Here is a 25,252-nt window from a genome sequence, read left to right as displayed (position 1 = left end):
ACCCTCAGGCAGGAGCCCCAGGTGAAACCGGCACCGTTCGTGCACCACTCCCCCAGGACGCTCGACGAGGCCGTCGCGGCCCTCGCCGAGGTGGGGCACGACGGCAAGGTCCTCGCCGGGGGCCAGAGCCTCATCCCCGTCCTCAACATGCGCCTCGCGCAGCCGGCGCACCTCGTCGACATCAACCGGGTGGCCGGGCTCGACACCGTGACCGTCACGGACACCCACGTCCGGGTCGGTGCGACCGTGCGTCACGCGGAGCTCGAGAAGCACGACGAGGCGTATGCCGTGCTGCCGCTCCTGCGGCAGGCTCTCCTCTGCGTGGCGCACCCCGCGATCCGCAACCGCGGCACCACGGTGGGCTCGATTGCGCACGCCGACGCCGCGGGTGAGATGCCGTCCGTGCTCGTGCTCACCGACGGCGTCGTCGAGGTCGTCGGTCCTCGCGGCCGCCGCGAGGTGCCGGCGTCAGCGTTCTTCGAGGGCCCGCTCCAGACGGTGCTCGAGGCCGACGAGCTCGTCGAGGCGGTCCGGTTCGCGCGCTTCCCCAATGGCACCCGCACGGCGTTCCTCGAGTCCGCCCGGCGCTCGGGCGACTACGCCGTCGCCGGAGTCGGGGTCGCGGTGGACGTGAGCACCGACTCGGGGAAGCCGGTCGTCACCGGCGCGCGGGCGGCATACGTCTCCGTCACGGACGTCCCCGTGGTGGTCGACCTCACCGAGGCGGTCGCGGGAAAGCCGAGCTCGTCGAGCTGGGCCGGCGTCGACGAGCTGGTGCAGGCGAGCATCGCGCCGGAGGCCGACATCCACGCCAGCAGCGAGTACCGGCGGATGCTCGCCGCCGAGCTGACCCGCCGCGCCCTGACCCAGGCCACGACCGGAGGGACCGCATGAGCGACACCGACCAGGGCACCACGACGACCGTCGACGTCACGCTGACCGTCAACGGCATCGCGCACACCCGCACGGTGGAGCCCCGCCGCCTGCTGTCCGACTTCCTGCGCCACGACCTGCGCCTCACCGGTACCCACGTCGGCTGCGAGCACGGGGTCTGCGGCGCCTGCACCGTCCTCGTCGACGGCAGGCCGATGCGCTCCTGCCTCATGTTCGCGGTCTCCGCGCAGGACCTCGCCATCACGACCGTCGAGGGACTCGGCACGCAGGACGCGATGGGCCCGGTCCAGCAGGCGTTCGTCGAGTGTCACGGGCTGCAGTGCGGCTTCTGCACACCGGGCTTCGTCACGACGATCACCGCCTTCCTCGAGGAGAACCCCGACCCCACCAGCGAGGAGGCACGCGAGGCGATCTCGGGCAACCTCTGCCGCTGCACCGGCTACCAGAACATCTGCAAGGCGGTCGTGCGCGCTGCCGAGATCACCCGCGAGCGGGCAGCGACGACCGAGGGGGGCGACCCCGCGTGACCACCCGCCAGTTCGGCCAGCCGGTCCTGCGCAAGGAGGACCCGCGCCTCGTCACCGGCAACGGGCGCTACCTCGACGACCTCGGCCACACGGCATACGAGGTGGCGTTCGTGCGCAGCCCGCACGCCCACGCACGGATCACCGACATCGACGTCGAGGGTGCTCTCGACGTCGATGGCGTCGTCGCGATCTTCACCCACGAGGACCTCGAAGGGCCCGCGGGCGACCGGCTGCCGCTGCTCATCCCGCACCCGAGCATCGAGGCCGGCCGCACCGGCTACGCGCTCGCCAAGGACGACGTCAACCACGTCGGCGAGCCGATAGCGATGGTCGTCGCGAGCGACCGCTACGTCGCCGAGGACGCCGCGCAGCGCATCGTCGTCTCCTACGAGTTCCTGCCGCCGGTCGTCGGCATCGAGACGGCCCGCGACGGCGCGAACCTCGTCCACGACGACGCCCCCGGCAACGTCGCGGCCCATCTCCTCCAGGAGGTCGGCGACGTCGAGTCGGCCCTCGCCTCCGCACCGCGCACCCTCACCCTCGACCTCGAGATCGAGCGCAGTGCCTGCACCCCCATGGAGGGCAGGGGCGTTCTCGCGCACTGGGACTCGGACGAGCAGCGACTGCGGCTCCACTCCTCCACCCAGACGTCCACCGGAGTCCGGGCCGCCGTCGCCGCCAAGCTCCAGCTGCCGCTCGCGCAGGTCGAGTGCATCGCCCCTGACGTGGGCGGCGGCTTCGGCGTCAAGATCATGCACCCCTGGCCCGAGGAGATCCTCGTCCCGTGGGCCGCGCGCCGCCTCGACCACGACGTCAAGTGGACCGAGGACCGCCGCGAGCACTTCACCTCGAGCGCCCACGAGCGCGGCCAGGTCCAGCGGGTCACCGTCGGCTTCGACGACGACGGGCGCCTGCGGGCGGTCGACGTGAAGTTCTGGCACGACAACGGCGCCTACCTCCCCTACGGCGTCATCGTCCCGATCATCACCGCGACCCAGCTGCTCGGCCCCTACAAGCCGCAGAACTACCGCGTCGAGTTCTGGTCGCTCTACACCAACACCGCGATCGTCACGCCCTACCGCGGCGCCGGCCGCCCCCAGGGCTGCTTCGCCATGGAGCGGACGATGGATGCGATAGCCGCCGAGCTCGGCCTCGACCGGGCCGAGGTGCGCTCGCGCAACTTCATCCAGCCCGAGGAGATGCCCTTCGACCAGGGGCTGATGTTCCAGGACGGCCGCCCGCTGAAGTACGACTCCGGCGACTTCCCCGCCTCGCTCGCCAAGCTCAAGGCGCTCGTCGGCTGGGACGACTTCGCGGCCTACCGCGAGGACGCGGAGTCGCAGGGACGCAAGGTCGGTCTCGGCATCGGCTGCTACGTCGAGGGCACCGGCGTCGGCCCCTACGAGGGCGGCCACGTCCACGTGGAGACCAGCGGCCGCGTCAACGTCGCCACGGGCCTCACCACCCAGGGCCAAGGGCACCAGACGATCCTCGCGCAGATCGTCGCCGACGAGCTCGGCGTCTCGATCGACGACGTCCACGTCACCACCGGTGACACCCGACGGATGCCGTATGCCGTGGGGACGTTCGCGTCCCGCGGTGCCGTCATGAGCGGCAACGCCGTGGCGCTGGCCGCCCGCGCCGTGCGGGCCAAGGCCCTGCGAATCGCGGCCGACGCGCTCGAGGTCGCCGAGGAGGACCTGCAGATCGAGGACGGCACGATCAGCGTCAAGGGTGCGCCGCACGCCTCGATCGCCCTGTCCACCGTCGCCGTGATGTCGAACCCGCTGCGCTACGCCTTCGACGAGTCTGCCAAGGCCGCGACCCAGTTCGCCGGCACCTTCGACCCCGACAAGCCGCCGGTGGCTGACGACGAGGAGCCCGGCCTCGAGGGCAAGGACTTCTACTCCCCCACCCAGGCGACCTTCGCCAACGGGATGCACGCGGCCATCGTCGAGACCGACCCGGTGACGGCCGAGATCCGGATCCTGCGCTACTGCGTCATCCACGACTGCGGCACCGTGGTGAACCCGATGATCGTCGAGGGGCAGGTCCACGGCGGGGTCGCGCAGGGGGTCGGTGGGGCGCTCTACGAGCGGATGGCCTACGACGAGACCGGGCAGCTGCTCAACGCCTCGTTCATGGACTTCCTCATGCCCTACGCCTCCGAGGTCCCGCACATCGAGACCGACCACCTCGAGACCCCGTCGCCGCTGAACCCGTTGGGGATCAAGGGCGCCGGCGAGGCCGGGACCATCCCGGTGACCGCCGTCATCGCCTCGGCCATCGAGGACGCCGAGGGCTTCCCGATCCGCTCCATGCCGATCAGCCCGAACGAGCTGTGGGACCTGCGCCGCGCGCATGCCCGCACGCGCGAGACCGTCAGCACGACCACGACCGAGGAGTCCGCATGAAGATCTCCGGCAGCGCCCAGATGGCCGCCAGCCCCGACCAGGTGTGGGCCGCGGTCCACGACCCGGCCGTCCTCGCCCGCTGCATCCCGGGGTGCCAGTCGCTGCGTGAGCTGTCCCCCGGGCGCTACGCGATGACCGTGATGGCCGGCGTCGCGGCGATCAAGGGGTCCTACGACGGCGAGGTCGCCATCACCGACGTCACCGAGCCGACGGCGTTCACGATGAAGGCAGAGGGTGCGGGAGCACCCGGCACCATCGCGACGACCGTCGAGGTCGCCCTGTCGCCGGGCGAGTCCGGCGGCACGGCGATCACCTACGAGGCCGACGCGATCGTCGGTGGGCCCATCGGCGGCGTCGGCCAGCGCATGCTCGCCGGGGTGGCCCGCAAGATGGCCGGCCAGATGTTCACCGCGCTCGACCGGGACATCGCCGGCGAGCGCCCGGCCGAGGTCGCGCCGGCTGCCGTGGGCGCCGCTACCGCCGGGTCCGCGGTCGGCCAGCCCGGGGGCGGCGGCCAGCCGGCCACGTATGCCGGCCAGTCCGGTGCCGCCGGGGTGGGACAATCGAACCGAGACTTCGGCTTCGGGGTCCTCGTCGGTGGGGCGCTCACCCTCGCCGGCGTCGTGGTGGGTTGGGCGATCGGAGGACGACGCTGATGCGTGCATTCACAGCTGCTGCCATCCAGGTGGCGCCGGTCCGGGGCTCCCTCACGCCCCAGGTCGTCGAGGCCAACATCGAGCGGTGCGTCGACTTCGTGCGGCGCTGCGTCACCGAGACGGGTGCCGAGCTCGTCGTGCTGCCCGAGTCGGCGACGACTGGCTTCACGCCGGACTGCTCCGTCGAGATGCTGTGGGACCTCGTCAGCGAGCTCCCCGGCGCCATGACCGAGCCCTTCCAGGCGGTGGCCCGTGAGCTCGGGATCGTCCTCTGCGTCGGCACCTACGAACGCGGCCCTCAGCGCGGCGTCGTCTACAACGCGTCGGTGCTTATCGACAGCGACGGCTCGCTGCTCGGCACCTACCGCAAGACGCACCCGTTCTGCACCGAGGCCGTCTCCGGCGGCGGCTGGGTCACCCCGGGGGACACGGTCACCGTCTGCGACACGGCGCTCGGGCGCATCGGCATGATCATCTGCTTCGACGGCGACTACCCCGAGCTCTCGCGGATCCAGGCCGTCCAGGGCGCCGAGGTCATCCTGCGCCCGTCAGCGCTGCTGCGCTCGGCCGACATCTGGGAGCTGACCTCGCGAGCCCGGGCCTACGACAACCACGTGTTCGTCATCGGGGCCAACGCCACCGGCATCGACCCGGCGGGCGTCATCTACTTCGGCAACAGCCACATCGTCACGCCGAACGCGACGATCGTCGCCAAGGCCGCCTCGCACGAGGGCTGGGTCTCGGCGCGGCTCGACCCCGAGACGGCGCTGGCGTCGCTGACGCCGGGCTCCAACATCCATCAGGGCTTCGACCACCTGCGCGACCGCAACCTCGACCTCATCCGCGGCCACCGCGCCGAGCTCGAGTCGCCGGCCAAGACGTCCTTCCCCCACGGCGGCCCCCGCCCCGACCACGTCCCCGAGGGCGACTGACCCGGGCTCAGTCGGGCTGCTCGACGTCAGGTGCGCAGGCGGTAGCCCATGCCGCGGACCGTCTCGATGGCCCCTGCACCGATCTTGCGACGCAGGTAGCGGACGTAGACGTCGACGACGTTCGATCCCGGGTCGAAGTCGTAGCCCCACACGTGGCTGAGCAGCTGAGCGCGGCTCAGGACGTGCCCCGGGTGGCGCAGGAAGGTCTCGAGCAGGACGAACTCGCGCGAGCTGAGGTCGGTGACGCGACCGTTGACCTGCGCCTGACGGGTGCGCAGGTCGAGACGGATCCCCGCGGACGAAAGCTCGGAGGGTCCGGCATCACCCGTCACCCCGCTGGCGCGCAGCCGCAGCCGGACCCGGGCGAGCAGCTCCCCGAACGAGAACGGCTTGGGCATGTAGTCGTCGGCGCCGCCCTCGAGCCCCGCGATCGTGTCGGTCACCGAGTCCCGCGCAGTCAGGATGATGACGGGAAGGGTGCTGCCGGACGCCCGCAACCGCGAGAGCACCTCGAAGCCGTCCAGCCCGGGCAGACCGATGTCGAGCAGCATGAGGTCGTGACCCCCGGCGATCGCGAGTCCGAGGGCGGTCGGTCCGTCCGACGCGACCTCGGAGTGGATCCCGCTCGCCGCCAGGCCCTTGGCGATGAACGCGGCGATCCGTGCCTCGTCCTCGGCGATGAGGATGTGGCTCACCTCGTCGACGCCTGCGACTGTTCGTCGAGGAGCGACTCGAGGCTCACGTAGGCCGGCTCCTCACGACCGCGCGGACCCTCGTGCGGGACGGCCTCTGCCGTCTCCGCCCCACGGTCGTCGCCGGTCCGGTCCTCCCCCGCGTCGTCGTCCTCCTCCGTGGCGAGGTCGCCCTCCGGCAGCTCGATGACGAACCGCGCGCCCCCGGACGGCCCGGCCGCAGTCACCCACGCCGTCCCCCCGTGCGCCGTCGCGATGGCCCGGACGATGGCCAGGCCCAGGCCGGTGCCGCCCTCCCCGTCGACGTGGTCATCTCCGCGGTGCCACCTGTCGAAGATATGCTGCCGGTCCTCCGGCGGGACGCCCGGCCCGCTGTCGCGGACCCAGATCTGGACACCGTTCGGAGTGGGTGCGCACCCGATGGCGACCACGTCACCGACGCGCGTGGCCGTGACCGCGTTGGCGGCCAGCTGCAGCAGCGCCTGCGTGATCCGCCGCGGGTCCACGACGGCGACGACCGAGGGCGCCGCGTCGACCTCCCACGTGCGGTTCCCGAGGGCCTGGGCCTTGTCGAGGGTGCGCCGGACGAGGTTCCCCACATCGATGGGCTCGGTCGCCAGGAACTCGGGCAGGCGGGTCTTGGCGAGCACGATGAGGTCCTCGACGAGACCGCTCATGCGGTCGAGCTCGTCGAGAGCCAGCGCGCGCACCGCCTCGACGTCGTCGACGTCCTCGGCGTCCATCACCTCGAGGTGTCCACGGATCACCGTGATGGGGGTGCGCAGCTCGTGGCCGGCGTCGTCGAGCATCCGGCGCTGCGATCCGAGCACCTCCTGGAGCCGGTCGAGCATCCCGTTGAAAGTGCGCCCCAGGGCGGCCAGCTCGTCACCACCGGTCACGTCGATGCGTCGTGAGAGGTCCGAGGCACTGATGCTCGACGCCGTGTCCTGCAGCTCCCTGACGGGGTGCAGGATGCGACCGGCCAGCACCCAGGCCGCGAAGACGAGACCGGCCCAGGCGACGAGGGCGGCCAGCGCGTACGACCGGATCGTGTCGGCCAGCTCGCCCAGCTCGCGGTCGGTGAAGTACACGGCGACGTAGTGGCTGACCTGACCGGCCTTGGTGACCGGGAGGGCGGCGTAGGTCACCCGCCCCTGACCCTCGACGTCCACCTCCCCGAAGGTCGGTTGCGTGTGCCGGGTCACCAGCTCGCGGAAGGCGCCGTCGGTGTCGAGGCTGCCGAGCCCGTCCGCCGGCACGAGCGTCACGTCGGGCAGGAACCCGAGGTGGACCTCGTTGTCGTCGGGGACGTTGCGCTGCATGGAGATCTCGAGGAGGCGGTCGGCGGTCGCGAAGGGCCGGCCGGTGCTGGGGTCCACTCCCGTGACGGCGAGCTCGCGGAACTCCGCGACCTCCTGAGCGAGGAGCCGTTCGACGCGCTGCTCGATCCGGTGTCTCTCGACGACCAGCGCCGCGCCCCCGGCGCCGAGCAGACCGAGCGCCGACAGGGCTGCGACCGAACCCACGATGCGACGACGCAACGTCATGGGTGGGAGGCGGCGCAGGGGGTTCGAGGCGCGCGTCCCCCCGACGTCGACGTGCACGGCACGACGAGGGTCAGTCATCGTCGTCGTCATCGTCTTTGTCGTCACGTTCGTCGTCGTCGTGGTCGTCGCCGCCCTTGCCGGAGCCGCTGCTGCCGGACCCGCTGTTGTCCGAGTCGTCCGCCTCGTCGTGGTCGTCGTCCGTGGGCGAGGGTGCGGGCACCCGGACGGGCGGGGGTGCCGGGGTGCGACGCACGGTCTGCCTCGGGGCAGGCGTCGGCGAGGTCGGCGACGGCGATGGCGACGCGGACGGGGTCGTGGGAGTCGGGCTTGGCGTCGCGGAGAGGCTCGGGAGCGCACCGGGCGTCTCCGGAGCGGTCACGGACGGCCTCGGCGCGTCGAGGTCCAGGGCCGGCCCGAGATCCGGCCTCCCCCGCGCCGCTCCGCTGAGGGCGAGGAGGACGATGAGCACCGCGCATCCGGCGAGGGCCAGGCCCGACACCACGACGCTGCGGTTGCGCATGCCTCCATCGTCACAGGAAACGACGGCGGGATAACCCCCTCGGCGATGAGAGTCCTCTCATCCTCTCGGGCACCCGGCGAACCCGTCCCGACGTGCGGCCGCTGGTGAGGTTTGGGACGGTCGGCCCCCGGCGTTGGCACAGATTGCCAACGAGACGGGACGGCATACCGGGCTTGAATCGTCGGCATGGCGCAGCGACGGATACGAATCGGCATCGACACGGGCGGGACGTTCACGGACGTCGTTGCCTTCGACGAGGACAGCGGTGAGCTGGTCACGACGAAGACCCCCAGCACGCCGAGCAACCCCGCCGACGGGTTCATCAACGGCATTGACAAGGTGCTCGGCCTCATGGAGGCGGACGGCGACGACATCGCCGCCGTCTGCCACGGCACCACCGTCGCGACCAACAAGCTCCTCGAGGGCAAGGTGGAGCAGCTCGGGTTCATCACGACCGAGGGCTACGAGTTCATGCTCGAGATCGCCCGCCAGGCCGTGCCCGACGGCTACGGCAACTCCTACTTCTGGGTGAAGCCGCCCCGCATCGTCCCCGCGGACGCCGTGCGCACCGTCGGTGGGCGCTTCGACTTCGAGGGCAACGAGATCCGTCCGTTCGACGAGGAGGGCGCCGTCGCAGCGGCGCGCTGGTTCAAGGACCACGGCATCACGACGATCGGGGTCTGCTTCCTGCACTCGTATGCCGCGGACGAGCACGAGCTGCGCATGCGCGAGATCCTGCGCGCCGAGCACCCGGAGGCGATCGTCTCCATCTCGAGCGAGGTGCTGCGCGAGTACCGCGAGTACGAGCGGTCGATGACCACGCTCGTCGACGCCGCGGTCAAGCCCAACGTCAGCCGCTACGTGAGCAACATCCACAGCCGGCTCGAGGGCTTCACCGGCGGCAGCGGACGCGAGATCCCCTTCTACATCATGAAGTCCAACGGCGGCGTGCTCTCCGCCGACGAGGTCGTCCACCAGCCGATCACGACGGTCCTGTCCGGCCCGGCGGCCGGTGCCCTGGGCGCGGCGCTCATCGCGCAGAAGGCCGGCTTCGACAAGGTGCTCACCTGTGACGGCGGCGGCACGTCCACCGACGTCTCCGTCGTCCTCGACGGCGAGCCGACGCTGACGACCGAGGGCACGGTCGGCGCCTACCCGAGCAAGATCCCGATGATCGACGTCGTCACCGTCGGCGCCGGTGGCGGGTCCATCGCCTGGGTGTCCCCCGAGGGCGCGCTCAAGGTGGGTCCGCACTCGGCCGGTGCCGACCCGGGCCCGCTCTGCTACGGCAAGGGCGGCAGCAACCCGACGATCACCGACGCCCACGTCACGCTCGGACGCATCCCCCCGCACCTGCTCGGCGGCGAGATCCCGCTCGACGTCGACGCGGCCCGAGCCGGCATCGAGGAGCTCGCCGACCGGCTCGGCCTCGACTTCGAGCGCTGCGCCACCGGCATCCTCGAGATCTCGGCGTGGAACCAGGCCAACGCGCTGCGCCAGGTCTCGGTCAAGCGCGGCCTCGACGTGCGCGACTTCATGCTGACGACCTTCGGCGGCTCCGGCTCGCTGCTCGCCTGCCGCCTCGTCGACATCCTCGACCTGGCAGGTGTCGTCGTGCCGCAGAACCCGGGCAACGTCAGCGCCTTCGGCCTGCTCACCGTCGACGTCAAGAACGACTACGTCCAGACGCAGGTCGCCAAGCAGACCGCGCTCGACCACGCAGCGATCGAGAAGACCTTCACCGAGCTGACCTCGCGCGCCGCCGCGGCGCTCGACAAGGAGGGCTTCACGCGCGACGAGCACCAGTTCACCCGCACCGTCGACCTGCGCTACTTCGGCCAGGCCTATGAGGTCCGGGTGACCGCGCCGACCGACCGGCCCGTCGACGCCGCCTACGCCGCCTCGGTGGCGGCCGGGTTCCACGACGAGCACCGGCAGCTCTACGGCTACGACTTCCGCGACGACCCGCGCCAGCAGGTCGAGTGGGTCAACCTCCGCGTCACCGGCGTCGGCCCGATCACCCGGCCGCAGCTGCGCGAGCTCCCCTCCCGCCCGGATTCGACCAAGAGGTCACACAGTGCGCGGCGCTCCACCCGCCAGGTCTGCTTCGACGCCGAGGACGGCTACGTCGAGACCGGCGTCTGGTGGCGGCCCGACCTCGCCGCCGGCGACACCATCGAGGGCCCCGCGATCATCGAGGAGTTCGGCTCCACGGTCCCGGTCCACCCCGGCTTCACCGTGGTGGTCGACCCCTACGGGAACCTCGTCATCACCCGGACCACCGCCACGACGAAGGACGCACGATGAACACGGCCGGCCTGCCCACGGCATACGAGCACGGCAAGCGACTCACCGCTGCCGACAGCACCGTCGACCCGATCCTCGTCGAGATCGTCCAGGGCACCCTGGCGAGCGTCGAGATGGAGGTCGAGACGGCGATCGCCCGCACGTCCCGCTCCCCCATGATCCGTGACGCCCACGACTTCCGCGCCGGGATCCACGACCGCCAGCTGCGCAAGCTCACCGGCCGCTCCTACAGCGCGCTCGTGCACCCGATCGCACGGGACTTCCCGCTCGCGGAGATGAACGAGGGCGACGTCTTCTTCCACAACGACGTCTACGAGTCCGAGGGCGGCATCGGCCACCTCCCGGACCTCTGCGTCACCGTCCCCGTCTTCCACGAGGGCGAGGTCGTCGCCTTCGTGCAGGCCTTCGGCCACCACGACGACATCGGGGGCGCCGTCCCCGGCTCGATGCCGAGCAACGCGACGAGCGTGCACGAGGAGGGGCTGTCGGTCCCGCCGATCAAGCTGTGGGACGCCGGGGTGCCCAACAAGGCCGCGCTGCGGATCATGACCCGCAACTCGCGCATGCCCGACAGCCTCGCCGCCGACCTCGACGCCGAGTGCTCCGCCTGCCTCATGGGTGCTCGCCGCCTGGCAGACCTCTTCGCCCGCTACGGGCGCGACAGCGTCGAGGCCGCGTTCGACGCGATCCTCGACACCACCACCGAGACCTACCGCCGCGAGATCCTCAGCAAGATCCCCGCGGGCAGCTACGTCTGGGAGGACTACGCCGAGCACGACGGCATCGACGAGCCCCGGCTGCACACCCAGCGGATCACCCTCACCAAGGTCGACCACGCGCCCGCCGACCCGGAGACCAACTTCCCGGGCGGCCCGCGGCTGATCGTCGACTTCACCGGGACCGCGCCCCAGGCCAAGGGCCCGATCAACCACTGCGGCGACTACGTGGGCGGCAACTTCCTCAAGAAGTGGCTCGCCCCGATCCTGCGCAACCTCGCCGACACCCCCGAGCGGATGGCCGAGCTCGACGTCAACGAGGGCATCGTGCCCCTCATCGAGATGCGCTTCCCCGAGAAGGGCACGCTGCTCACGCCGATCTACCCGGCGCCGACGAACGCCCGCACCTTCGTCATCCTGCGCCTGCTCGGCGTCCTCTCGGGCGTCGTGGCCAAGGCCGTCGACGGCCAGATGCCCGCCGACCAGGAGACGATCCGCTACACCGGCGTCTACGGCAAGGACCGCGACGGCAACGACTACCTCATGCGCGAGGTCCTCGGCGGCGGCTCCGGCGGGCGCTACTACGCCGACGGCGAGGACACCATCCACGTCGTGCCCGACTCCCGCAACCTGCCGACCGAGTTCACCGAGTCGCGCTTCCCGTTCCTCGTCGAGCGGCTCGGGCTGGCCGTCGACTCCGGCGGTGCCGGTCGCTACCGCGGGGGCCTCGGCTACGAGAAGCACATCCGGATGCTGCGCGACGCGAACTTCATGTCGATCGCCGACCGCTCGATCCTCGCCTGCTGGGGAGTCAAGGGCGGCAAGGCCGGGCAGTCCTTCAGCGTCACCGTCGACGTCGGCGGCCCGGACGAGCGCGAGGTCGACGCCCTCGCCGACGCCGAGGAGGTCAAGGCCGGCCAGGTCATCCGCATCCGCACCACCGGCGGCGGGGGCTGGGGCGACCCGCTCGAGCGCCCCCTCGACGAGGTCGAACGCGACCTGCGCTGGGGCAAGGTGTCGCTCGAGGGTGCGCGGACGGCATACGGGGTCGTCGCCTCGGGCGGCAAGGACGACGTGAGCATCGACGTCGACGCGAGCGAGGCACTGCGGGCGCAGCTGCGCGAGGATCGTGCCGAGCAGCCGTTCTTCGACCGCGGACCGGGCTACGCGCGGCTGGCCGACGGTGCCGCCGCCAGCGAGTACGACTGGGTGTGACGCGACCCTGAACGAGGTCCTCGTCATCGGCGCGGCCGGGAAGACCGGCCGCGCCGTGACGCGTGCCCTCGTGGCGCGCGGGGTGGGCGTGCGCGCTGCGGTCCGCGCCGGGTCCCGTGGGATCCCGTATGCCGGCGAGCTGGTTCGCGTCGTGACGCTCGACCTCGTGACGGGTGCGGGAGTCGCGGCTGCGATGGAGGGAGTGGAGGGGGTCTACCACCTGGCGCCCAACGTCCACCCCGACGAGGTGGCGATCGCCCGGCGGGTGGCGCACTGCGCTGTGACAGAGGGCGTCTCGCGCTTCGCCTACCACTCCGTCCTGCACCCGGACGACGTGTCGATGCCGCACCACCAGCGCAAGTCGGAGGCCGAGGGGGCGGTGCGCGCGCGGCTGGGGTCGGCCACGGTGCTGCGCCCTGCGGCCTACCTCCAGAACCTGCTCGGTGCTGCGCTCGCCGGTCGGATCGAGGTCCCCCACTCCGTGGACGCGCCGTTCACCAACGTCGACCTCGACGACGTCGCGGAGGTGGCAGCGCACGTCCTCACCGACGAGGGGCATGCCGGTGGGACGTACGACCTGGCCGGTCCCGAGCGGCTGTCGGTGCGGGACCTGGCGGAGATCGCCGGGAAGGTGCTCGGGCGCTCGGTCGAGGCGGTCGAGATCCCGTTGCAGGAGTGGATGACCGGTCCCGCGGCCGGCCTGACGGAGCAGGCACGCGACGACCTGGCAGCGATGTTCCGGAGCTACGACCGCGAGGGGCTCGTCGGCGACCCGACCACGCTGCGACGACTCCTCGGCCGCGAGCCGCGCAGCTGGCGCGACGTCCTCGCCTGACGTGGGCGTGAGGCGGAACCGCCTGCCGTCCGCCCGGCCCGTGCTGTCAGCATGTGCACATGACTGACGACCAGACGTGGCTGGACCGCGCCATCGACCTCGCCGTCGCCAACGTGGCCGGTGGCGGTGGGCCGTTCGGCGCGGTCGTCGTCCGGGACGGCGCCGTCATCGGCGAGGGCACCAACCGGGTGACCCTCGACCTCGACCCGACCGCGCACGCGGAGGTCGTGGCCCTGCGCAACGCGTGCCGCGAGGTCGGCGACTTCTCGCTGGCGGGCGCCACGGTGTACGCGTCGTGCGAGCCGTGCCCGCTGTGCCTGTCCGCCTCGCTCTGGGCGCGGGTGGCGGCCGTCGTCCATGCGGCGGACCGTCACGCGGCCGCCGCAGCGGGGTTCGACGACGCCGTGTTCCACGGGCTGCTCGACCCGACCCCGGAGTCAGAGGCCTGGCCGATGCGCCGGGTGCACCTGCCCGGCGACCGGTCGGAGGCGCCGTTCGACGCGTGGCGAGCGCTGCCGGGTCGCGCCGAGTACTGACCCTCGTCGCCCTGCGTGCCTGAGGCAGACGTCTCCGTCTGCCTCAGGCACGCGAGGCCAGGGGGGTGTGGTGGGTCAGCTCTGGGTGATGACGCCGCACAGGGCGGGGTCGGTCGCCTCGGTGGGCAGCGACGGGTCGAGGTCGCTCGGCGTGGCTCCGTCGTAGGCGCCGTTGTGGTTGTGGTCGACACCGTGGATGACGATGACGGCCTCGCCGGAGGAGATCGCCTTGGCGAGCGTCTGGGTGACCTTGATGCGGCCGCGCTCGTAGGTCAGCGTCCCGCGAGGTGCGGTGTCGAAGCGGTCGATGGCCAGGGCGCTGGCCGGGCTGGTGTCGCCGGTCTTGGTGAGCGAGACCGCGACCGGGCCGTAGGACGGGCCGCCCTCGGACGTGTTCAGCGTGCCGCTCGCGTCGGTGTCGGCGAGCGCACCCGGGCACTCGTGGCGGGCGTCGGCGCCGAAGTGGATGTGGGCGGCGTGGGGCGCGTCGGCCAGCAGGCCCGAGGCGACCATGGCGACCTCGATCCGGGTTCCGCGGACGGTCACGAGCGCCGTGCCGCTGCCGTCGACGCCGTTGAGGGCGACGGGCTGCAGGTTGGCGGTGAGGTCGGCGCTGTTCGCCGTCGCGGTGGTCGCCGTGGCGGCGACCCCGAAGGAGGTGACGAGGAAGCCGGTGGCCAGGACGGCCTTGGTGGTGCGGCTGAGGGTGCGCATGTCTGCTCCAGGGAGAGTGCCGCGAGCTCATCGTTGGGCTCGCCGTGCAGTCCGTGTTCGGAGCGGACGGACGTGGCGGATGGGTCAGGCCCCCGATTCGAGGACAGGACGAAGGATCTGCGCTATCTTGTGTCGCATGGTACCCGGTGACGACGCCATCCTGACGCACCTGCGTCGTGGTGCGCTGGAGTACTGCGTGCTCGCCATGCTGCGCGACCAGCAGCTCTACGGCCTCGACATCGCGCGACGGCTCAGCGTCGACGGCATCCTCATGTCGGGCGAGGGCACGCTCTACCCGCTCCTCGCCCGACTGCGCAAGGCGGGGCTCGTCGACACCACCTGGCAGGAGTCGGTCGAGGGACCACCCCGCCGCTACTACTCGCTCACCGGAGAAGGCCGGGACGCCCTCGCCTCCTTCACCCGCACCTGGAAGCCCTTCCGCGACGCCGTCGACTCCGCACTCCTCAAGGGGACCCCGTGACCACTCCCGTCAGCCACCCGCTCGTGGACGCCTACCTGCGCGACCTCGACCGTCTGCTCCACGGCGTCGACCCCGGTGAGCGCGCCGAGGTCCTCGCCGGGGTGCACGAGCACCTCGAGGTCTCGCTCGGACCCGACGCCTCCGACGACGACGTCCGCCGCACCCTGGCAGAGCTCGGCTCACCGCAGTCCGTCGCCGACGAGGCGTATGCCGGTCGCACCCCGACCGGTGGGACGGCTGGGCCCGGCTCGGCGTCTCCCGTGGGCACGATGTCGCGTGGCTGGGTCCCCACGGTGGTCGGCCTCCTGCTCGGGCTCGCGCTCCTGCTCGTGGTCCTCGTCGTCTCCGCCGGTGCCGGCTACGGCACGAGCGGCACCGAGACGGTGGGTGCCGACGGACAGGTCGTGAGGACGACGGAGATCGAGTTCTCCGGGGCACCGTCGGCACTGCTGTCTGGTCTGATGCTGACTTGGCCGCTGTGGCTGACGGCCACGCTCCTCGCCGGCCTCTCCCCGCTGTGGAGCTCGCGGCAGGCATGGACGCTGGCACTGCTCGTACCGGTGACCGCGACCATCCTGTGGCTGCTGCCGGTGCTCGGCTGGATCCTCACCGAGGCAGAGCTCGGCATCAACGTGGGCGCCTGGGTCGGCCTGGCCCTCGGCCTCGTCGGCGGTGGCCTGGTGCTGACCCGGCTCGTCGTCGCCGGCTCACGTCGTGCCGCGGCCCTGGCGGCCGGACGGGCGACGTGACGACGCCGGTCGGCCACCCGCTCGTGGACGCCTACCTGCGTGACCTCGAGCTGCTGCTCGACGGCGTCGACCCCGGTGAGCGCGCCGAGGTCCTCGCCGGGGTGCACGAGCACCTCGAGGTCTCGCTCGCGTCGGGCGGATGGCCATCGGCATCAACGCCGTCTGCGTCGTGCTCCTGCTCGTCCTCGTGACCTTTGGGTTTCTCCATCCCTTCGAGATCGTCTTCGCCTTCGTCCTGCTGCTGCCGCCGTGGCTGGCGGTGAGCGCCCTCACGGCCCTCACCGGCCGGTGGACCGGTCGTGAGCGAGCGATGTCGACGCTGCTCCTCCCCCGTGTGGTGGTCGTGATGGTCATCGCCCTGTGGGTCCTGCTCGCCCTCGGCGCCCCGCTCGGCTTCAGGCTGCTCCCCACGTTCGGCGTCGTGGCAGCAGTCAGCTGGGTGCTGTTGGTGCTGGGACGCAGCGCCCGCTGAGCCGGACGGCATACGCCATCAGCGTGCCTCGTGTGCCTGAGCGGAAGCCAGGGCATGCGCTCAGGCACACGAGGCGAGGGTGCAGGCGTTTGGCAGATGGTGACACCGTCGCGGCGCAGTCCTTGCCACGACCTGACCGGTCCCCGGACGGCTCGGCTCCCTAGGCTCGATCCCACGCCCAACGAAGGAGCCGGCCCGTGAGCGGACCACTGCAGGACATCACCGTCGTCGACCTCTCCCGCGCCCTCGCCGGTCCGCACGCGGCGATGATGCTGGGAGACATGGGCGCCCGCGTCATCAAGGTGGAGACGCCCGGCACCGGTGACGACACCCGCGGCTGGGGTCCGCCCTTCGTCGGTCCCGAAGACGACCCCATCTCGACGTACTTCCTCGCAGCGAACCGCAACAAGGAGTCGATCACCCTCGACCTCAAGTCCGACGACGGACGCGACGTCCTCACCCGGCTGGTGCAGCGTGCGGACGTGCTCATCGAGAACTTCCGCCCGGGGGTGCTTGACCGGCTCGGCTTCCCCGTCGAGCGACTGCACGAGCTCAACCCGGGGCTCGTCGTCCTGGCGATCAGCGGCTTCGGCCACGACGGCCCCCAGGGTGGCCGGGCCGGGTACGACCAGATCGCCCAGGGGGAGGCCGGCCTGATGTCGGTGACCGGGCCGGACCCGGACAACCCGCAACGCATCGGGGTGCCGATCGGCGACCTCCTGGCAGGCATGTACGGCGCCTACGGCGTCGCGTCCGCCCTCCACGAGCGCCACACCACGGGGGTCGGGCGCGTGGTCCGCACGAGCCTGCTCGCCGCCGTCGTCGGTGCCCATGCCTTCCACGGCACCGCGTACACGGTCGCCGGGCAGGTCGGCCGGGCGCAGGGAAACCACCACCCGGCCCTCTCGCCGTACGGCCTGTTCCACTGCCAGGACGGGGACATCCAGGTTGCCTGTGGCTCGGAGTCGTTGTGGGTCAAGCTCGCCGAGGCGTTCGGGATCGACCCCGCGACCCCCGGCATGGCGACGAACCGCGAGCGCAGCACCAACCGCGACCTCGTCACCGCCACCCTCAACACCGCGTTCGCCGACTGGCGGCTCGACGACCTCCTCCCCCGGCTCGCCGAGCTCGGCATCCCGTCGGGTGAGGTGCGGACCATCGACCGGGTCTACGACTGGGACCAGACCCGCTCGCAGGGGCTCGTCGTCGAGGTCGACCACTCGGTGCTCGGCCCGATCGAGATCCCCGGCCCGCCGATCCGGTTCGACGACAACGCCTTCGCCGGTGGGCGCGAGACGCACCTCGCTCCCCCGACGCTCGGCCAGCACGACGCGAGCATCCGTGCCTGGCTCGACGCCGACGAGCCCGCATGAGCGCCACGCCGCACCGGCCGACGTCGAGCCAGCTCATCGCTGCGGTCCTGGACGACGGCGCCTGGACCAGCTGGGACGAGGCGCCGCTCGCGGTGGCCGAGCCGGGCAGTGCGTATGCCGGCGAGCTCGCCGCCGCTGCCGAGCGCTCGGGCACGGACGAGTCCATCGTCACCGGCGAGGGGCGGATCCGTGGGCACCGGGTCGCCGTCATCGCCGGCGAGTTCGGCTTCCTCGCCGGCTCCATCGGGGTGGCCGCGGCCGAGCGCATCGTCCTCGCCTTCGAGCGGGCCACCAAGGAGCGGCTGCCGCTCTTCGCCGCCCCCGCCTCGGGAGGCACGCGCATGCAGGAGGGCACGCCGGCCTTCGTGACGATGGTGAAGATCTCCGGGGCGGTCGCGGCCTACAAGCGCGAGCACCTGCCCTACATCACCTATCTGCGCCACCCCACGACCGGCGGGGTCTTCGCGTCGTGGGGCTCGTTGGGACACGTCACCGTGGGCGAGCCCGGCGCCACCATCGGCTTCCTCGGCGCCCGGGTCTTCGAGGCGCTCTACGGCGAGCCGTTCCCGCCGGACGTGCAGACCGCGGAGAACCTCTTCGCCCACGGCCTGCTCGACGCCGTCCTGCCGGTCGAGCTGCTCACCGAGACGGCCGGGCGCTTCCTCGACCTCGTGCTCGCCCCGAGCGACGGCTCGGACGCTCCGGACGTGCCCAAGGAGCCGCTGCCCGACGTCCCGGCCTGGGAGTCGATCACGCGCTCCCGCAACCCCGCTCGTCCCGGCGTGCGTGCCCTGCTCAAGCTCGGCGCCACGGACGTCCTGCCACTGTTCGGCACGGGCGCGGGTGAGTGGGACCGGTCCCTCTTCCTCGCGCTGGCCCGCTTCCGCGGCACGCCCTGCGTCGTCCTCGGCCAGGACCGGCGCGGGGAGAGCACCGAGGCTCCGCTCGGCCCGTCCGGCCTGCGGGTGGCCCGGCGCGGGATGAAGCTCGCCACCGAGCTCGACCTGCCGCTGGTCAGCGTCATCGACACGGCGGGCGCGGCCCTCTCGCAGGCGGCCGAGGAGGGCGGGATGGCCGGCGAGATCGCCCGGTGCCTGGCCGAGCTCGTCGTCCTCGAGGTGCCGACCGTCTGCGTGCTGCTCGGGCAGGGGACCGGGGGCGGGGCCCTCGCCCTCATGCCCGCCGACCGGGTGATCAGCGCCCAGCACTCGTGGCTCTCACCGCTGCCGCCCGAGGGTGCCTCGGCGATCCTGCACCGCACGCCCGACCGGGCTCCCGAGCTCGCCGAGCGCCAGCGGGTCCGTTCCCTCGACCTGCTCGAGGACGGCATCATCGACCGGATCGTCGCCGAGCACCCCGACGCCGCCGACGAGCCGGAGGCGTTCTGCACCCGGATGGCGCAGGCCATCCGGCACGAGCTCGCCGACCTGGCCGGCCTCGACCCCCAGCAGCGCCTGTCCGCCCGCCACCGGCGCTACCGACGGCTCGGAGGCGGCTGACGTCCTAGGACTGGGGCTCCCCACCGGGCGCGTCCGGGGTGGCGGCCGGTCCGGGCAGGGGCTCCTGCGACGCTCGGCGGGCGTCCTCCACGAGGTCGAGGAACTGCCCGACGGTCACACCCACCTCCAGCGGGTGCCGGAACGTCTCCTCACGACTCACGACGTACCTGTTCCGCCGCCCCACGCGTCTGCGGATGATGACTCCGGCCCGCTCCAGGTCCTGCACGATCTGCTGGACCGAACGCTCCGTGATCCCCGTACGGGTGGCGACGTCACGGAGGAGGACGTCAGGGTCTATGGCCAAGCACACGAGCACGTGCCCGTGGTTGGTCAGGAACGTCCATCCGTCCCTCTTCATGTTGAGACGCTACCCGTCGCGGACCCCGTCAGGGACCACTTTGGACGCACCCGGAACGTGCCGGACGGCACGGTGGGCCCCGACCCCTGTACGGGACCCCACACCGTGCCGTCGGCTGTGCCGAACCGAACCCCGGAGAACCGCCGTCTCAGCGACCGGGTCGTTCAGTCACGCGCTGATGCTAGCCCGGGGATGTGCCCCCAAGCCATGGTTTCGTGTCATCGCAACACGCGAAATCTCTTGCGTGAGAGGCGTTTCCGGAAATACGGCCGAGGCTGGGGCGTGCTCTGCGCAGCGGCCGGGTGCGACGAGCCACGGACCCCGGCCACCGGTGCGGCAGGTGCGACACCTGACAAAGGCGAGGCGTCCGCCTGTCAGGTGATGCCAACGCCCGCACGGGCACCCCCTCCTAGGCTCGCGGCAACGGCATACCAGAGGGGTATGCCGTCCGGTCCGGAAGGTGGACACGTGCGGGTTCTCGTGGCACTCGGCGGCAACGCCATGACCGCGCCCGACGGTTCGGCCCACCCGGCCGACCAGGTGCGCGCGATCACCGAGGCGATGGAGCACGTCGCCGAGCTCGTCGCGGCCGGACACGAGGTCGTGCTCACCCACGGCAACGGCCCCCAGGTGGGCAACCTGCTCGTCAAGAACGAGGTGTCCGCCCACGTCGTCCCTCCCGTTCCGCTGGACTGGTGCGGGGCCCAGACGCAGGGAACGATCGGGTTCACGATCCTCGACGCCCTGGAGCCCGCGCTGGCCCGGCGCGACGTCGCTCGACCGGTCGCCGCCCTCGTCACCCGCACGCTCGTCGACGCGGAGGACCCGCACTTCCGCGAGCCGACCAAGCCGGTCGGTCGCTACCTGCCGGCCGACCAGGCGCAGCAGATGATCGAGCACGGGCAGCAGTGGGAGGACCGTGGCGACAGGGGCTGGCGTCGTGTCGTCGCCTCGCCCAGCCCCGTCGAGGTGCTCGAGCTCCACACCATCCGCACGCTCGTCGGGTCGGGACACGTCGTCGTCGCCGCCGGGGGCGGCGGGATCCCCGTCGTCCGCGAGCCGGACGGCAGCCTGCGCGGCGTCGAGGCCGTCATCGACAAGGACCTCACGGCTGCCCTGCTCGCCGAGGCGCTGGCGTGCGACATCCTCATCATCGCGACCGACGTCGACCACGCGATGGTCGACTACGGCACCCCGCAGGAGCGCCCCCTGGGCTTCACCTCGCTGGCGCAGATGCGGGCGTTCGCCGAGGCGGGCCAGTTCGCGTCCGGGTCGATGGGCCCCAAGGTCGACGCCGCGATGCGCTTCGCGGCGAGTGGGGGGCGCAGCATCATCACGTCCCTCGAGCACATCACCGACGCGGTCGAGCGCGAGTTCGGCACCGTCATCGACACGAGTCCCGAGGACTGATCACCCCGTTCCGCCGTCCCACAGCGTCACCCACACCAGAGGAAGGTCCAGTCGTGCCAGAAGCCATCGAGGTCCGCAAGGTTCCGATCCACAGCGTCTCCGACGCCTCCGAGCTCGCCAGGCTCATCGACGACGGGGTCCTGGAGGCGAGCCGCGTCATCGCCATCATCGGCAAGACCGAGGGCAACGGTGGCGTCAACGACTACACCCGGATCATCGCCGACCGGGCCTTCCGTGAGGTGCTCGTCGAGAAGGGCGCCCCGGCCGACCAGGTCAAGCAGGTCCCGATCGTGTGGTCCGGCGGCACCGACGGGATCATCAGCCCCCACGCGACGATCTTCGCGACCGTCCCCGAGGACAAGGCCGAGAAGTCCGACGACCTGCGCCTCACCGTCGGCTTCGCCATGAGTGAGCCGATCAAGCCCGAGGAGATCGGCTACGTCGGCATGATCTCCAAGGTCGCCGACGCCGTGAAGGTCGCCATGGAGCGCGCCGGCATCACCGATCCCGCGGACGTGCACTACGTCCAGACCAAGACGCCACTGCTCACCATCCACACCATCCGCGACGCGAAGTCCCGTGGGCAGAAGGTCTGGACCGAGCACACCCACGAGTCGATGGACCTCTCCAACGGCACCACCGGCCTCGGCATCGCCGTCGCGCTCGGCGAGATCGAGATGCCGACCGACGAGGACGTCATGCACAACCGCTCGCTGTTCTCGGCGGTCGCGTCCTGCTCCTCCGGGGTCGAGCTCGACCAGGCGCAGGTCGTCGTCGTCGGCAACGCCCGCGGTGTCGGCGGCCGCTATCGCATCGGTCACTCGGTCATGCGCGACGCCCTCGACGCCGACGGCATCTGGTCCGCGATCAAGGACGCCGGGCTCGAGCTGCCCGAGCGCCCCCACACGAGCGACATCCAGGGCCGCCTCGTCAACGTCTTCCTCAAGTGCGAGGTGAGCCAGGACGGCGCGGTCCGCGGCCGCCGCAACGCCATGCTCGACGACTCGGACGTGCACTGGCACCGCCAGATCAAGTCGGCCGTCGGCGGCGTCACCGCCTCCGTGACGGGCGACCCCGCCGTCTTCGTGTCGGTGTCGGCCGCGCACCAGGGACCGGACGGCGGTGGCCCCGTCGCGGCGATCGTCGACCTCGGTGAGGGCGAGCCGACCGGCTACGCCGCGCCCGGCGCCCCGACCGCCTGAGTCCCAACTTTTGCTCCCCATGAGGGAACGGTGAGGGTCCGGAGGCTACGAAAGCCTCCGGACCCTCACCGTTCCCTCCGGTCGTCTCCACCGGGGGCTTGAGTCAGGGGTGAGGGGCGCGGTCAGTAGCCGTTCCACTGGCCGAGCTGGGTCACCGAGGCGTCGGCCCTCGCCTGGTCAGCGCCGTTGGCATCCCGGTAGGAGCGATCCATGCTGTGCTTGCGGTCCCAGACCCAGGCCCCGATGAGCACGATCGCCAGCACAACTCCCGCGATGGTCCAGAACATGTCCCCTGCTCCTCTCGGCCGCGCGCAGACCTCGGGTCCTGTGGCCAGTGTGGCCCCCGGGGGACGCCGTGTCGATGACCGATGAGACCGGTCAGTGGGCGAAGTGGCGCGTCCCCGTGAAGTACATGGTCACGCCGGCCACCTGCGCCGCCTCGATGACCTCGCCGTCCCGCATCGACCCTCCGGGAGCGACCACCGCGGTCACGCCGGCGTCGAGGAGCACCTGCAGCCCGTCGGCGAAGGGGAAGAAGGCATCCGAGGCCGCGACGGCACCGCGCGCCCGCTCGCTCTCACCCGTGTTGGCACGCGACACGGCGAGGTGGCAGGAGTCGACCCGGTTGACCTGGCCCATGCCGATGCCCACGGACGCACCGTCGCGGGCGAGGAGGATGGCGTTGGACTTCACCGCGCGCACCGAGCGCCACGCGAACTGGAGGTCCGCGAGCACCGCCTCGTCGGCGGCGTCACCGGACACGAGGCGCCAGCTCGCCGCGTCGTCGCCACCGGTGACCGCGCCCTCGGAGTCGGTGACGACGGCGTCCACCGCGTCGCGGTGCTGCATGAGCAGCCCACCGCTGATCGGGCGGATCTCGGCGCCACCCTGCCGCGGCGGCGCGCACTCGAGCAGCCGGATGTTCTTCTTCGCCGTGAGCACCTCGAGCGCGTCGGTGTCGAAGCCCGGCGCGACGACGACCTCGGTGAAGATGTCGGCGACGGTGCGGGCCATCTCGACGGTGACGGTCCGGTTGGTTGCGATGATGCCGCCGAAGGCCGAGACCGGATCGCACTCGTGCGCCTTGCGGTGCGCCTCGGCGATGTCGGCGCCGACGGCGATGCCGCACGGGTTGGCGTGCTTGACGACGGCGACGGTGGGCTGGTCGCCGTGGTCGTGGGCCGCGCGCACGGCGGCGTCGGCGTCGACGAAGTTGTTGTAGGACATCTCCTTGCCGTGCAGCTGACGGGCCTGCGCGAGGCCGGGCTCGGGCTGGAACCCGTTGGTGTAGAGGGCCGCTCGCTGGTGCGGGTTCTCGCCGTAACGCAGCACCGCGGCCTTGTCCCACGTCGCTCCGGCCCAGGCGGGGAAGCCCGAGCCCTCGCTGCTGTCGGTGTAGGCGTTGCCCATCCAGGAGGCGACGTGGACGTCGTAGGTCGCCGTGTGGACGAACGCCTTCGCCGCGAGCGCCTTGCGCTGCTCGAAGGTGAACCCACCGGCGCCGACCGCCTCCAGGACCGAGCCGTATGCCGCAGGGTCGACGACCACGGCGACGCTCGGGTGGTTCTTGGCCGCCGCCCGCACCATGGAGGGTCCGCCGATGTCGATCTGCTCGACGACCTCCTCGGCGGCGGCGCCCGAGGCCACCGTCGCGGCGAACGGGTAGAGGTTGACGACGACGAGCTCGAACGGCTCGACCTCGAGCTCGGCGAGCTGCTCGACGTGGTCGGGCTTGCGGGTGTCGGCGAGGATGCCGGCGTGCACGCGCGGGTGCAGCGTCTTGACCCGCCCCTCGAGGCACTCCGGGAAGCCGGTGAGGTCCGCGACCTCGGTCACGGGGATGCCGAGGCCCTCGATGAGGCCGGCCGAGCCGCCCGTCGACACGATGGCCACACCGGCTTCGTGCAGGCCTCGGGCGAGGTCCTCCAGCCCGGTCTTGTCGTAGACCGAGATGAGGACCCGGCGCACGGGACGGCGGTCCTCGGTGGGGCCGGGAGGAGTGACGGTGACGGCCATGGTGGTGGCTCCATTCGGGAGACGACGTGGGTGCGGGCATGCTCGGCAGGGCCGGGTGCACCCAGGCGGGCGATGCGGTCCCACGGTGACTCCCCGGTGGTGGTCCACCTGCGCCAGTCGTCGTGCCCGAGTCTAGCGACGGAGGTGCGCGCGGCCCAACCCGTCAGGTGGCGTACGGCGACGGCGGCACCGGGTCGGGCCAGGAGCCACCCAGCACCCGGTCCACGTCGAGGACGATGACGACCCGCTCGGGGTTCGGGCGCGGCTGGCGGTAGCGGGCGGCATACCTCTGCTCGGCGTCACGCACGGACGCCTCGTCCTCGAGCACCCTCGTCGTGCCCTCCAGGGTGATCCAGCGCCGGCCTTCGACCTGCGAGAGCGCGGCGCGGCGCCCTGCTCGGGACTGGACGACCTTGGCGCTGCCGCGGCTCGCGATGACCCGGGCCACGCGCGCCTCGCGGTCCCAGGTGAAGCCGACCGGCACGACGTGTGGCGACCCGTCACGGCGCAGGGTGGTCAGCGTCGCGAGGTGCCGCTCGACCATGAACTCGACGGCTGCCGAGGGGAGGTGCGACGGGTGCAGGGCCACGGCTCAGCCCTGCCGCTTCTCGACGGCCAGGCGCGCGACCCACTCGACGAGGAGCTCGCGCTCGACGACCTTGATCCGCTCGTGCAGGCTGTCCTCGGTGTCGTCGTCGAGCACGTCGACCGCGCGCTGCGCGAGGATCGGCCCCGTGTCGACGCCTGCGTCGACGAGGTGGGCGGTCGTCCCGGTCACCTTGACGCCGTGGGCGAGCGCGTCCCGGACGGCGTGCGCGCCGGGGAAGCTCGGCAGCAGCGCCGGGTGGGTGTTGAGGATGGGCGGGCCGGCGAGGGTTCGCGGGCCGAGGATCTTCAGAAAGCCGGCCGTGACGACGAGGTCCGGCCCGCGTGAGGCGATCTCAGCGGCCAGGGCGACGTCCCACGCGCCTCGGTCCGGGAAGTCGCCCACCCGGCACACGAACGTCTCGACACCGGCTCGCTCCGCACGGCGCAGCCCCTCGATGTCGCCCCGGTCCGCCCCGACGGCCAGCACCCGCACCCCGTATGCCGGGTCGAGACTCGCGTCGAGCAGCGCCTGGAGCAGGGTCCCCGAACCGGACACGAGGACGACGACGCCGGCGGGAGGTTTCACGTCGAGCACCCTA

General features: G+C 71.9%; 26 protein-coding genes and 1 riboswitch. Of the genes, 17 read left to right on the top strand and 9 right to left on the bottom strand.

Translation table 11 applies throughout. The annotated features are described in order from the left end of the window. Positions 1 to 21 precede the first annotated feature (21 nt). Genes ACOJV9_RS04430 through ACOJV9_RS04410 form a run of 5 tightly spaced genes read left to right on the top strand, consistent with a single transcriptional unit; the run spans position 22 to position 5,423 of the window. Positions 22 to 894 carry an FAD binding domain-containing protein gene (locus tag ACOJV9_RS04430; RefSeq protein WP_420183971.1) on the top strand — a complete coding sequence of 291 codons (873 nt, stop codon included), beginning with the start codon at positions 22 to 24 and terminating at the stop codon, positions 892 to 894. Continuing rightward, a complete protein-coding gene (locus tag ACOJV9_RS04425) occupies positions 891 to 1,421 on the top strand; it encodes a (2Fe-2S)-binding protein (protein ID WP_420183970.1) in 531 nt (176 codons plus the stop codon). Before ACOJV9_RS04430 ends, ACOJV9_RS04425 begins: the two co-directional genes overlap by 4 nt. Beyond that, positions 1,418 to 3,835, top strand: coding sequence for an aerobic carbon-monoxide dehydrogenase large subunit (cutA, locus tag ACOJV9_RS04420; RefSeq protein WP_420183969.1), 2,418 nt, complete (start codon positions 1,418 to 1,420; stop codon positions 3,833 to 3,835). Before ACOJV9_RS04425 ends, cutA begins: the two co-directional genes overlap by 4 nt. Next, positions 3,832 to 4,491 (top strand): SRPBCC family protein, encoded by a 660-nt coding sequence (locus tag ACOJV9_RS04415; protein WP_420183968.1) that lies wholly within the window; start codon positions 3,832 to 3,834, stop codon positions 4,489 to 4,491. Before cutA ends, ACOJV9_RS04415 begins: the two co-directional genes overlap by 4 nt. Further along, positions 4,491 to 5,423, top strand: a complete 933-nt coding sequence (locus ACOJV9_RS04410) for a carbon-nitrogen hydrolase family protein (protein WP_420183967.1) — start codon at positions 4,491 to 4,493, stop codon at positions 5,421 to 5,423. Before ACOJV9_RS04415 ends, ACOJV9_RS04410 begins: the two co-directional genes overlap by 1 nt. 26 nt (positions 5,424 to 5,449) lie before the next feature. Here the strand turns inward: ACOJV9_RS04410 and ACOJV9_RS04405 are convergent, their stop codons facing one another. The 3 genes from ACOJV9_RS04405 to ACOJV9_RS04395 are packed head-to-tail and all read right to left on the bottom strand — an operon-like array spanning position 5,450 to position 8,182. Next, positions 5,450 to 6,118, bottom strand: coding sequence for a response regulator transcription factor (locus tag ACOJV9_RS04405; protein ID WP_420183966.1), 669 nt, complete (start codon positions 6,116 to 6,118; stop codon positions 5,450 to 5,452). Beyond that, a complete protein-coding gene (locus ACOJV9_RS04400; RefSeq protein WP_420183965.1) occupies positions 6,115 to 7,740 on the bottom strand; it encodes a sensor histidine kinase in 1,626 nt (541 codons plus the stop codon). The genes ACOJV9_RS04405 and ACOJV9_RS04400 overlap by 4 nt, the downstream gene beginning before the upstream one ends. After that, entirely contained in the window at positions 7,733 to 8,182 is a 450-nt protein-coding gene (locus ACOJV9_RS04395; protein ID WP_420183964.1) for a hypothetical protein, read from the bottom strand. The genes ACOJV9_RS04400 and ACOJV9_RS04395 overlap by 8 nt, the downstream gene beginning before the upstream one ends. Before the next feature lie 186 nt (positions 8,183 to 8,368). Between ACOJV9_RS04395 and ACOJV9_RS04390 the strand changes: the two genes are divergently transcribed. Genes ACOJV9_RS04390 through ACOJV9_RS04375 form a run of 4 tightly spaced genes read left to right on the top strand, consistent with a single transcriptional unit; the run spans position 8,369 to position 13,791 of the window. Then, positions 8,369 to 10,489, top strand: a complete 2,121-nt coding sequence (locus tag ACOJV9_RS04390; RefSeq protein ID WP_420183963.1) for a hydantoinase/oxoprolinase family protein — start codon at positions 8,369 to 8,371, stop codon at positions 10,487 to 10,489. After that, positions 10,486 to 12,420: a hydantoinase B/oxoprolinase family protein gene (locus ACOJV9_RS04385; protein ID WP_420183962.1), complete on the top strand. Its 1,935-nt coding sequence runs from the start codon at positions 10,486 to 10,488 to the stop codon at positions 12,418 to 12,420. The genes ACOJV9_RS04390 and ACOJV9_RS04385 overlap by 4 nt, the downstream gene beginning before the upstream one ends. After that, on the top strand, positions 12,389 to 13,255 hold the full coding sequence (locus ACOJV9_RS04380; RefSeq protein WP_420183961.1) for an NmrA family NAD(P)-binding protein: 867 nt from the start codon (positions 12,389 to 12,391) through the stop codon (positions 13,253 to 13,255). The genes ACOJV9_RS04385 and ACOJV9_RS04380 overlap by 32 nt, the downstream gene beginning before the upstream one ends. A 59-nt stretch (positions 13,256 to 13,314) precedes the next feature. Then, positions 13,315 to 13,791 (top strand): nucleoside deaminase, encoded by a 477-nt coding sequence (locus tag ACOJV9_RS04375; protein ID WP_420183960.1) that lies wholly within the window; start codon positions 13,315 to 13,317, stop codon positions 13,789 to 13,791. A 75-nt stretch (positions 13,792 to 13,866) separates the two neighbouring features. Here the strand turns inward: ACOJV9_RS04375 and ACOJV9_RS04370 are convergent, their stop codons facing one another. Then, positions 13,867 to 14,505, bottom strand: a complete 639-nt coding sequence (locus ACOJV9_RS04370; protein ID WP_420183959.1) for a CHRD domain-containing protein — start codon at positions 14,503 to 14,505, stop codon at positions 13,867 to 13,869. A gap of 136 nt (positions 14,506 to 14,641) precedes the next feature. On the opposite strand from ACOJV9_RS04370, the gene ACOJV9_RS04365 reads away from it, so the two are divergent. The 6 genes from ACOJV9_RS04365 (at position 14,642) to ACOJV9_RS04340 (ending at position 19,079) form a co-directional block, all read left to right on the top strand. Continuing rightward, positions 14,642 to 14,986 (top strand): PadR family transcriptional regulator, encoded by a 345-nt coding sequence (locus tag ACOJV9_RS04365; RefSeq protein ID WP_420183958.1) that lies wholly within the window; start codon positions 14,642 to 14,644, stop codon positions 14,984 to 14,986. Continuing rightward, positions 14,983 to 15,735, top strand: a complete 753-nt coding sequence (locus ACOJV9_RS04360) for an HAAS signaling domain-containing protein (protein ID WP_420183957.1) — start codon at positions 14,983 to 14,985, stop codon at positions 15,733 to 15,735. The genes ACOJV9_RS04365 and ACOJV9_RS04360 overlap by 4 nt, the downstream gene beginning before the upstream one ends. Next, positions 15,732 to 15,926 carry a hypothetical protein gene (locus ACOJV9_RS04355; RefSeq protein WP_420183956.1) on the top strand — a complete coding sequence of 65 codons (195 nt, stop codon included), beginning with the start codon at positions 15,732 to 15,734 and terminating at the stop codon, positions 15,924 to 15,926. Before ACOJV9_RS04360 ends, ACOJV9_RS04355 begins: the two co-directional genes overlap by 4 nt. Next, positions 15,875 to 16,207, top strand: a complete 333-nt coding sequence (locus ACOJV9_RS04350; protein WP_420183955.1) for a hypothetical protein — start codon at positions 15,875 to 15,877, stop codon at positions 16,205 to 16,207. The genes ACOJV9_RS04355 and ACOJV9_RS04350 overlap by 52 nt, the downstream gene beginning before the upstream one ends. Positions 16,208 to 16,404: 197 nt before the next feature. Then, a complete protein-coding gene (locus ACOJV9_RS04345) occupies positions 16,405 to 17,580 on the top strand; it encodes a CaiB/BaiF CoA transferase family protein (RefSeq protein ID WP_420183954.1) in 1,176 nt (391 codons plus the stop codon). Beyond that, complete coding sequence (locus tag ACOJV9_RS04340) at positions 17,577 to 19,079, top strand: carboxyl transferase domain-containing protein (protein WP_420183953.1); 1,503 nt, start codon at positions 17,577 to 17,579, stop codon at positions 19,077 to 19,079. The genes ACOJV9_RS04345 and ACOJV9_RS04340 overlap by 4 nt, the downstream gene beginning before the upstream one ends. Positions 19,080 to 19,083: 4 nt before the next feature. On the opposite strand, the gene ACOJV9_RS04335 is transcribed toward ACOJV9_RS04340, so the two are convergent. After that, a complete protein-coding gene (locus tag ACOJV9_RS04335; RefSeq protein ID WP_420183952.1) occupies positions 19,084 to 19,437 on the bottom strand; it encodes a MarR family transcriptional regulator in 354 nt (117 codons plus the stop codon). 468 nt (positions 19,438 to 19,905) lie between these two features. Here ACOJV9_RS04335 and ACOJV9_RS04330 point away from each other — a divergent pair, with 468 nt between their 5' ends. Both ACOJV9_RS04330 and bar read left to right on the top strand, forming a co-directional pair. Continuing rightward, positions 19,906 to 20,847, top strand: coding sequence for a carbamate kinase (locus tag ACOJV9_RS04330; RefSeq protein ID WP_420183951.1), 942 nt, complete (start codon positions 19,906 to 19,908; stop codon positions 20,845 to 20,847). Between the two features lie 53 nt (positions 20,848 to 20,900). Beyond that, positions 20,901 to 22,049 (top strand): barbiturase, encoded by a 1,149-nt coding sequence (bar, locus tag ACOJV9_RS04325; RefSeq protein ID WP_420183950.1) that lies wholly within the window; start codon positions 20,901 to 20,903, stop codon positions 22,047 to 22,049. A gap of 122 nt (positions 22,050 to 22,171) precedes the next feature. On the opposite strand, the gene ACOJV9_RS04320 is transcribed toward bar, so the two are convergent. From ACOJV9_RS04320 to purN, 4 genes are all read right to left on the bottom strand, one after another. After that, positions 22,172 to 22,336, bottom strand: a complete 165-nt coding sequence (locus ACOJV9_RS04320; RefSeq protein WP_420183949.1) for a hypothetical protein — start codon at positions 22,334 to 22,336, stop codon at positions 22,172 to 22,174. A 91-nt stretch (positions 22,337 to 22,427) separates the two neighbouring features. After that, positions 22,428 to 24,065: a bifunctional phosphoribosylaminoimidazolecarboxamide formyltransferase/IMP cyclohydrolase gene (gene purH / locus ACOJV9_RS04315; protein WP_420183948.1), complete on the bottom strand. Its 1,638-nt coding sequence runs from the start codon at positions 24,063 to 24,065 to the stop codon at positions 22,428 to 22,430. A gap of 52 nt (positions 24,066 to 24,117) precedes the next feature. Continuing rightward, a riboswitch (ZMP/ZTP riboswitch) is annotated at positions 24,118 to 24,196 on the bottom strand. 32 nt (positions 24,197 to 24,228) lie between these two features. Then, the gene (locus tag ACOJV9_RS04310; RefSeq protein WP_420183947.1) at positions 24,229 to 24,654 is read right to left on the bottom strand and encodes a PPOX class F420-dependent oxidoreductase; all 426 of its coding nucleotides are present in this window, start codon (positions 24,652 to 24,654) and stop codon (positions 24,229 to 24,231) included. A 3-nt stretch (positions 24,655 to 24,657) separates the two neighbouring features. Beyond that, positions 24,658 to 25,248 (bottom strand): phosphoribosylglycinamide formyltransferase, encoded by a 591-nt coding sequence (purN, locus tag ACOJV9_RS04305; RefSeq protein ID WP_420183946.1) that lies wholly within the window; start codon positions 25,246 to 25,248, stop codon positions 24,658 to 24,660. Positions 25,249 to 25,252 lie beyond the last annotated feature (4 nt).

The organism is Knoellia terrae (genome assembly GCF_048606435.1).
In the GTDB taxonomy this organism is placed as follows: domain Bacteria; phylum Actinomycetota; class Actinomycetes; order Actinomycetales; family Dermatophilaceae; genus Knoellia; species Knoellia terrae.
Note: the sequence above shows the minus strand (reverse complement) of the source record. Positions and strands in the feature narration are given on the sequence as shown.